The organism is Plantactinospora alkalitolerans (genome assembly GCF_015690345.1).
In the GTDB taxonomy this organism is placed as follows: Bacteria; Actinomycetota; Actinomycetes; order Mycobacteriales; family Micromonosporaceae; genus Plantactinospora; species Plantactinospora alkalitolerans.
This window is the reverse complement of sequence record NZ_JADPUN010000263.1, coordinates 1-5,626: the sequence shown is the minus strand read 5'-3', so window position 1 is coordinate 5,626 and position 5,626 is coordinate 1. Positions and strand designations below refer to the sequence as shown.

4 protein-coding genes are annotated in these 5,626 nt (G+C 71.4%); all 4 read right to left on the bottom strand.

Translation table 11 applies throughout. The annotated features are described in order from the left end of the window. Nucleotides 1–90 precede the first annotated feature (90 nt). On the bottom strand, nucleotides 91–1,227 hold the full coding sequence (gene efeO, locus I0C86_RS30650) for an iron uptake system protein EfeO (RefSeq protein ID WP_196204803.1): 1,137 nt from the start codon (nucleotides 1,225–1,227) through the stop codon (nucleotides 91–93). A gap of 22 nt (nucleotides 1,228–1,249) precedes the next feature. Then, the gene (gene efeU / locus I0C86_RS30645; protein WP_196204802.1) at nucleotides 1,250–2,128 is read right to left on the bottom strand and encodes an iron uptake transporter permease EfeU; all 879 of its coding nucleotides are present in this window, start codon (nucleotides 2,126–2,128) and stop codon (nucleotides 1,250–1,252) included. Nucleotides 2,129–2,368: 240 nt separating this feature from the next. Beyond that, a complete protein-coding gene (locus I0C86_RS30640) occupies nucleotides 2,369–4,864 on the bottom strand; it encodes an FtsX-like permease family protein (RefSeq protein WP_196204801.1) in 2,496 nt (831 codons plus the stop codon). Next, on the bottom strand, nucleotides 4,861–5,586 hold the full coding sequence (locus tag I0C86_RS30635) for an ABC transporter ATP-binding protein (protein WP_196204800.1): 726 nt from the start codon (nucleotides 5,584–5,586) through the stop codon (nucleotides 4,861–4,863). The genes I0C86_RS30640 and I0C86_RS30635 overlap by 4 nt, the downstream gene beginning before the upstream one ends. Nucleotides 5,587–5,626 lie beyond the last annotated feature (40 nt).

The following is a 5,626-nucleotide window of genomic DNA, read 5'->3' as shown; positions in this document are numbered from 1 at the left end:
GCTACGACCTACCTGGCGACGCTGCCGCCTACCTGGCGACGACCGCCGCGACCCGGCGACGACCGCCGCCTACCTGGCGATGACTGCCGCCTACTTGGCGACGACTGCCGCGACCTTGCTGATCGGCTCGGCGAGGGCGTTGATGCCGTCGGAGAGTTCCTTCAGCTCGGCCTGGCTCAGCGCGGTGTGCAGCTTCCAGCCGTCTCCGGCGCGGTGCTTGCCGAGCAGGGTCTCGACGTTGGTGAACTCCGTGTCGAGCTGGGTGACCAGCTCGGGCGCGCGTTCCTGCAACACCGGGCGCAGCGCGGCGATGGCGGCCTTGGAACCCTCCAGGTTGGCGTTGAAGTCCCACAGGTCGGTGTGCGAGTAGCGGTCCTCCTCGCCGGTGATTTTGCCGGTGGCGACCTCGTCGAGCAGTTCCTTCGCGCCGTTCGCCAGTTGTAGCGGGGAGAGCTTCTCCGCATTGGCCTTGGTCACGATTTCCTGGATGTCGACCATCAGCCGGTCGGCGAGCGGGCCGGTCTTGCTGAGGTCGCCGGTGACCCAGAGGTCCTTCTCGATCCGGTGGAAGCCGGTGAACTCCATGCCCTCCTCGATGACCTCTTCCCGACCGTCGATCTTCGGGTCCAGGTCACCGAAGATCTCCGCCACCGGTTCGATCCGCTCCCAGTAGGTACGGGCCACCGGGAAGAGCGCCTTTGCCTTGGCCACGTCTCCGGCCTTGACGGCGGTGACGAACTCGCCGGTCTTCTCCAGCAGCGCACCGGTCTGACTCTTGACGTACCGCTGGTAGTTGGTGGTCGCGTCGGCCAGGGCGGCGTCGGCGGTGAGGGGCGCAGCCGATCCGCTGACCTTGAGTGCGCCCCGGATGCCCTCGCCGCTCATGCCCGGCTTACAGGCCGTCTGGTAGGTGCCCGCCGGCAGTTCCACCCGCAGTTCCCGGCTCAGTCCGGGCGCGATGTTCTCGACCTCGCCCATCACCCGGTCGCCGTCGGCATAGACGTAGAACTCGGTGACCTTGGCGCCCGAGTTGGTGACCTTGAAGATCGCCGTCCCGGCCGTGATGTCGGTGCTGCCGACCTCGCACGTGCTGTCGTCGGCCTTGACGGCGATCGGCCCGCCGGCGTCGCCCGTCGCGTCGTCGCCCTTGCCGCCGCCACATCCGGCCGGCCCGGCCACGGCGAGGAGACCGGCGGCGACGGTCGCCAGGAATCGGGAGGTACGCATCGGTTGGTGCTCCTTGGATGGGTCAGGCGTGCTGCGAGGCGGGTGCCTCGGAAGCCGGGCTGGTGGTGGGCGGGGACGACTGGGCGCGAGCCGGCGCGCGATGTCCGGGCCTGAGGAAGAGCAGGAGTACGGGCACCGCGTACCCGATCCAGGCGATCGTCTCGAAGACGGTGGGAGCGGGGGTGATGTTGAACATCCCGGCGAGCAACGCCGCGTACCAGGTGCTCGGGTCGAGCGTGGCGGAGATGTCGAACGCCAGGTTGTTCAGGCCGGGCAGTACGCCCGCCTCCTGGAAGTCGTGCACGCCGTACTTGAGGATGCCGGCGGCGACCAGGATCAGCAGCGCGCCGGTCCAGGTGAAGAACCGGCTCAGGTTGATCCGCATCGCGCTGACGTAGATCAGGATGCCGAGGACCATCGCGGTGACGATGCCGCCGATCAGCGCGAGCAGCGGCGCGGTGTCGTCCACCGCTCCCTGCGCGGCCGAGTAGAAGATCAGCGTGGTCTCCAGCCCCTCCCGGACCACCGCGAGGAAGGCCATCACCGCCACCGCCACCGACCCGACGGCGAGCGCGTCGGTCAGTCGGCTGCGCAACTCGCCCGCGATCGACCGGGCGGCCCGGCGCATCCAGAAGATCATCCAGGTGACGAAGACGACGGCCGCGACCGAGGTGATCGCCTCGAAGAGTTCCCGCTGGTTGCTCGTGGCCAGCAGCGAGGTCGAGGTGTACTCGATCAGCCAGCCGAAGAACACCGACACGGCGACCGCGACGCCGACCCCGAGCCAGACCTGCGGCAGCCGGTCCCGCCGCTGCGACTTCACCAGGAACGCCACCAGGATGCTGACGACCAGGGTGGCTTCGAGCCCTTCGCGCAGGCCGATCAGGTAGGTGGCGAACATCGGATCGCGTCCTTCTCCGGCACCCCGGACGACCTGGTCCGGGTGCGCCTTTGCTCTGGTTCCCGGGTACGGCGTCAGGTCGTGCTCGACCCGGACCAGACCCCATCTCCTCTACTGGCCGTAGAAGTTAGCAGAGCCTAACCTATGCTGGCTAGCGCGGATCGGACGGGACCGCATCCCGACGCGCGCCGTACCCGCCCGGTACCGGTCGGCACCAGGCGGGTACGGCGCGGCCAGTCCTCAGTTCAGGGCCTGACGGGCGACGGCGGCCGGTTCGCGTCCGGCCAGCAACCAACCGCAGACGGCCGCGATCAGCGGAAGACCGACGAGCAGGGCGAGGAGATGGACCACGGGTACGTGGCTCAGGTTGTCGAACTCCCCCCAGTACCCGCCGATCAACCCGAGGTACGCGCCGAGCGTGCCGAGCACCACGCCCAGCAGCGCGAGTGTGCCCGCGGTGACGGCGGTCAGCGTGCGGCGAACCCGGCTCGTGGCGCCGGCGGCGGTCAGGGTACGCAGGTCCCTCGCCGCCTCCGTCCGGATCAGTCCGACGGTCATGGCCAGTACGCCCAGCGCGAGAAGCATCCCGCCGGCGGTAACCCCGTTCTGCAGCGCGGCCAGGCTCAGCGGCGCCTCCCTGGACTCGATGTGCAAGCCCGCGTCCGCCGCGACATGCCGCGCCTGGCCGAGCCGGTCGTCGCCCAGTGACCCGGGCGCCTCGACGAACCAGCCGACCCGGCCGGGTTGCCAACCGAACCGCCGAAGGGCGTCCTCGGTGAGCAGTGTGGTCGGGGCCGAGGTGTAGGCGGGCACGTCGATCCGCTGGACCCTCAGCGGCTGCCCCGTTCCCCGGACACCGGAGAGCTGGAGGTTCGGCTCGCTCCGTACCGTCAACACGTCGATCCCCGGGTCGAGCGAACCGGGGTCGATTCCGTGGTGGCGCAGTTGGGCCGGCGTGGCGACGAACAGCGGGACGGCCCGCAGTCGCCCGTCGCCGACCGGCCAACCGACGTCGATGCCGGGCCGCCCCGCTTCGCCGCCGGCCTGGCCGCTCTCCACCCTGGCGTCGGGGTGCACGGGGATGTCCATCGGAATCACGGTCCCGCCGCCGATCACGGCCGCGATCCGGTCGACCGCCACCTGCAGACTCGCGAGCTGCGCCGGGGTCCGGACCGGGACGATGGGGGCGGCCTGCCGGTCGATCCGGACCACCAGTTGCCGGTCCGACAGGTTGCCGAACGCGGCGGCTGACCTGGCGACCGAGGCGGAGGCCACCACCACGGTCCCGACCGGGATCGCCAGACCGAGGCTGATCGCCGCCAGCGCCGCCGCCGAGCGGGCCTGGTACCGGCCCAGGTCCCGCAGGGCGAGCCGGGCCGCGACCGGCAGCCCGCCGGCGACCATCGGCAGCAGACTGATCGCCAGTGGACTGGCGAACAGCAGACCGACGGCCGTCGCCAGCGTGCCGCCGATGATGAGCCACGGATTGTGCTGTCCGGCACCGATCAGACATCCCACACCGGTACCGAGGAGTGCGATGGCGGCGATGGCGGACCGACGTGCCGGCTTCGGTCGTGGTGGTCGCCTGGAGAGGGCCAGCACGATCGGAACCCGCGCCACCGCCCGCGCGGGCCACCACGCGGCGGCGGTGGCGGTCAGCACGGCGAGCAGGGCGGCCACGCCGATCAGCGGCCAGGGCAGGTCGAACCGGCCGACCCGGTGCCCGACGGCCGACTCGAACATCGGTCCGACGGCAACCCAGACCGCCAGGCCGGTCCCGCCGCCGAGGAGGGCGGCGAGCGCCCCCACCACGGCCCCGTTCACCACCATCACCAGCCGCAGGTGCTTCTCGGTCGCCCCCAGCGCGGCGAGCATGCCGAGTTCGCGTAACCGGCGCTGGGCAACGACGGCGAAGCCGGCGGCTGCCACCAGACAGATCAGGAGGAGGCCGACGGTGGTCAGCGCGAGCACGCCCGCCGCAGCCGCGTTCCTCGGATCGACCCCCCGCTCCTCGGTGACCGGCCGCCGTCCGCCGGGATCCCGGAATTCGTGCACCCGGTCGGCACCGGCCCGCACCATCACGACCGCGGTCTGCGGTGGGTCCTGGTGGGCCGGGGAGACCAGGGCGAACTCGTCACCCAGGTCGCTCGGGTTCTCCACCACACCCACCACGGACCGGTTGCGGCCGTCGAGCGTCAGCCGGTCCCCGACCCCGACCTCGAAGACCGCGGCCAGCTCGTCCGTGACGGCCAACTCGTCCGCACCGGTCGGGTACCGACCCTGGCGCAGTCGGAGCATCGGCCCGCTGAAGGCACCGTTCGGATCCTGTGCCCGGATCTGCAGGTTGTCGGCCGAGCCGGGTATCGGTGCGGCCCGCCGCCCGACCACGTCGACGGTGCCGAAGAACTCCTCGGCGGCGGCCAGGGCTGCCTGCAGGGCCGCCGGATCCGAGCCCTCGTACGACAGCAGGTGACTGGCCGTGCCGAAGGTGGCATCCCGGGACGCCGTCACGTTGTACGCCGCGGAGACGCCACCGACGGCCGCCATGACCGCGAGGGTGAGCAGGGCGAGCAGGAGTATCTGCTGGCGCCACTGGCGGCGGAGCAGCCGCCACGCCCAGCGGGCCACCGCCCGACGGGCCGGAAGCCCGCCACCGGACCTTCCACGCTCCGCCCGGGTACGGACCGGTGGCGGCGTGGCCGGGCCGACCTCGCCCAGCGGCGACAACCGACTCACCGGCCCGTCTCCGTCACGAGCAGGGACTCCGGACCGGCGGGTGGCGCGGTCTGGTCGACGATGTGCCCGTCCCGGAGGAACACCACCCGGTCGGCCCAGGACGCCAACTGGGCGTCGTGGGTGACCATCACTCCGGCGATCCCTTCCCGGCAGGTGGCGCGCAGCAGGCGCATCACCGCCTCACCGTTGACCGAGTCCAGTGCACCGGTCGGCTCGTCGGCGAGCAGTAGCTGGCGGTCCCCCACCACCGCCCGGGCGATCGCCACCCGCTGCCGCTCGCCGCCGGAGAGCTCGTCGGGATAGCGTCCGGCCCTGGCCGACAGTCCCAACTCGTCGAGGGCACGCATGGCGGTCTTCCGGGCGGTTCCGGCGCGTACGCCGTCGAGTTCCAGGGGAAGGGCGACGTTCTCCACGGCGGTGAGCCCGACGAGCAGGTTGAAGTCCTGGAAGACGTACCCGATGGCGCGGCGGCGCATCCGCGCCCGATCGTTGCCGGACATCCCGGACACCTCGGTACCGGCCACCAGGACCTCGCCGCTGCTCGCCTCCTCGAGGCTTCCCGCGATCGTCAGCAGGGTGCTCTTGCCGGAGCCACTGGGCCCCATGACGGCCACCAGTTCGCCACCCTCGACGATCAGGTCCGCCCGGTCGAGCGCCCGTACCTCGGTGGGACCTGAGCCGTACACCTTGGACACCTGACGGAGTTCGAGCTGTGCGGTCATCGGCGGGCCTCCGACCGGTAGGACGTGCGGGGTGCGGTGG

What these genes read in the sequence shown, in the direction of transcription:
- efeO (WP_196204803.1), bottom strand. Translation starts at nt 1,227, where the DNA reads ATGCGTACCTCCCGATTCCTGGCGACCGTCGCCGCCGGTCTCCTCGCC.
- efeU (WP_196204802.1), bottom strand. Translation starts at nt 2,128, where the DNA reads ATGTTCGCCACCTACCTGATCGGCCTGCGCGAAGGGCTCGAAGCCACC.
- I0C86_RS30635 (WP_196204800.1), bottom strand. Translation starts at nt 5,586, where the DNA reads ATGACCGCACAGCTCGAACTCCGTCAGGTGTCCAAGGTGTACGGCTCA.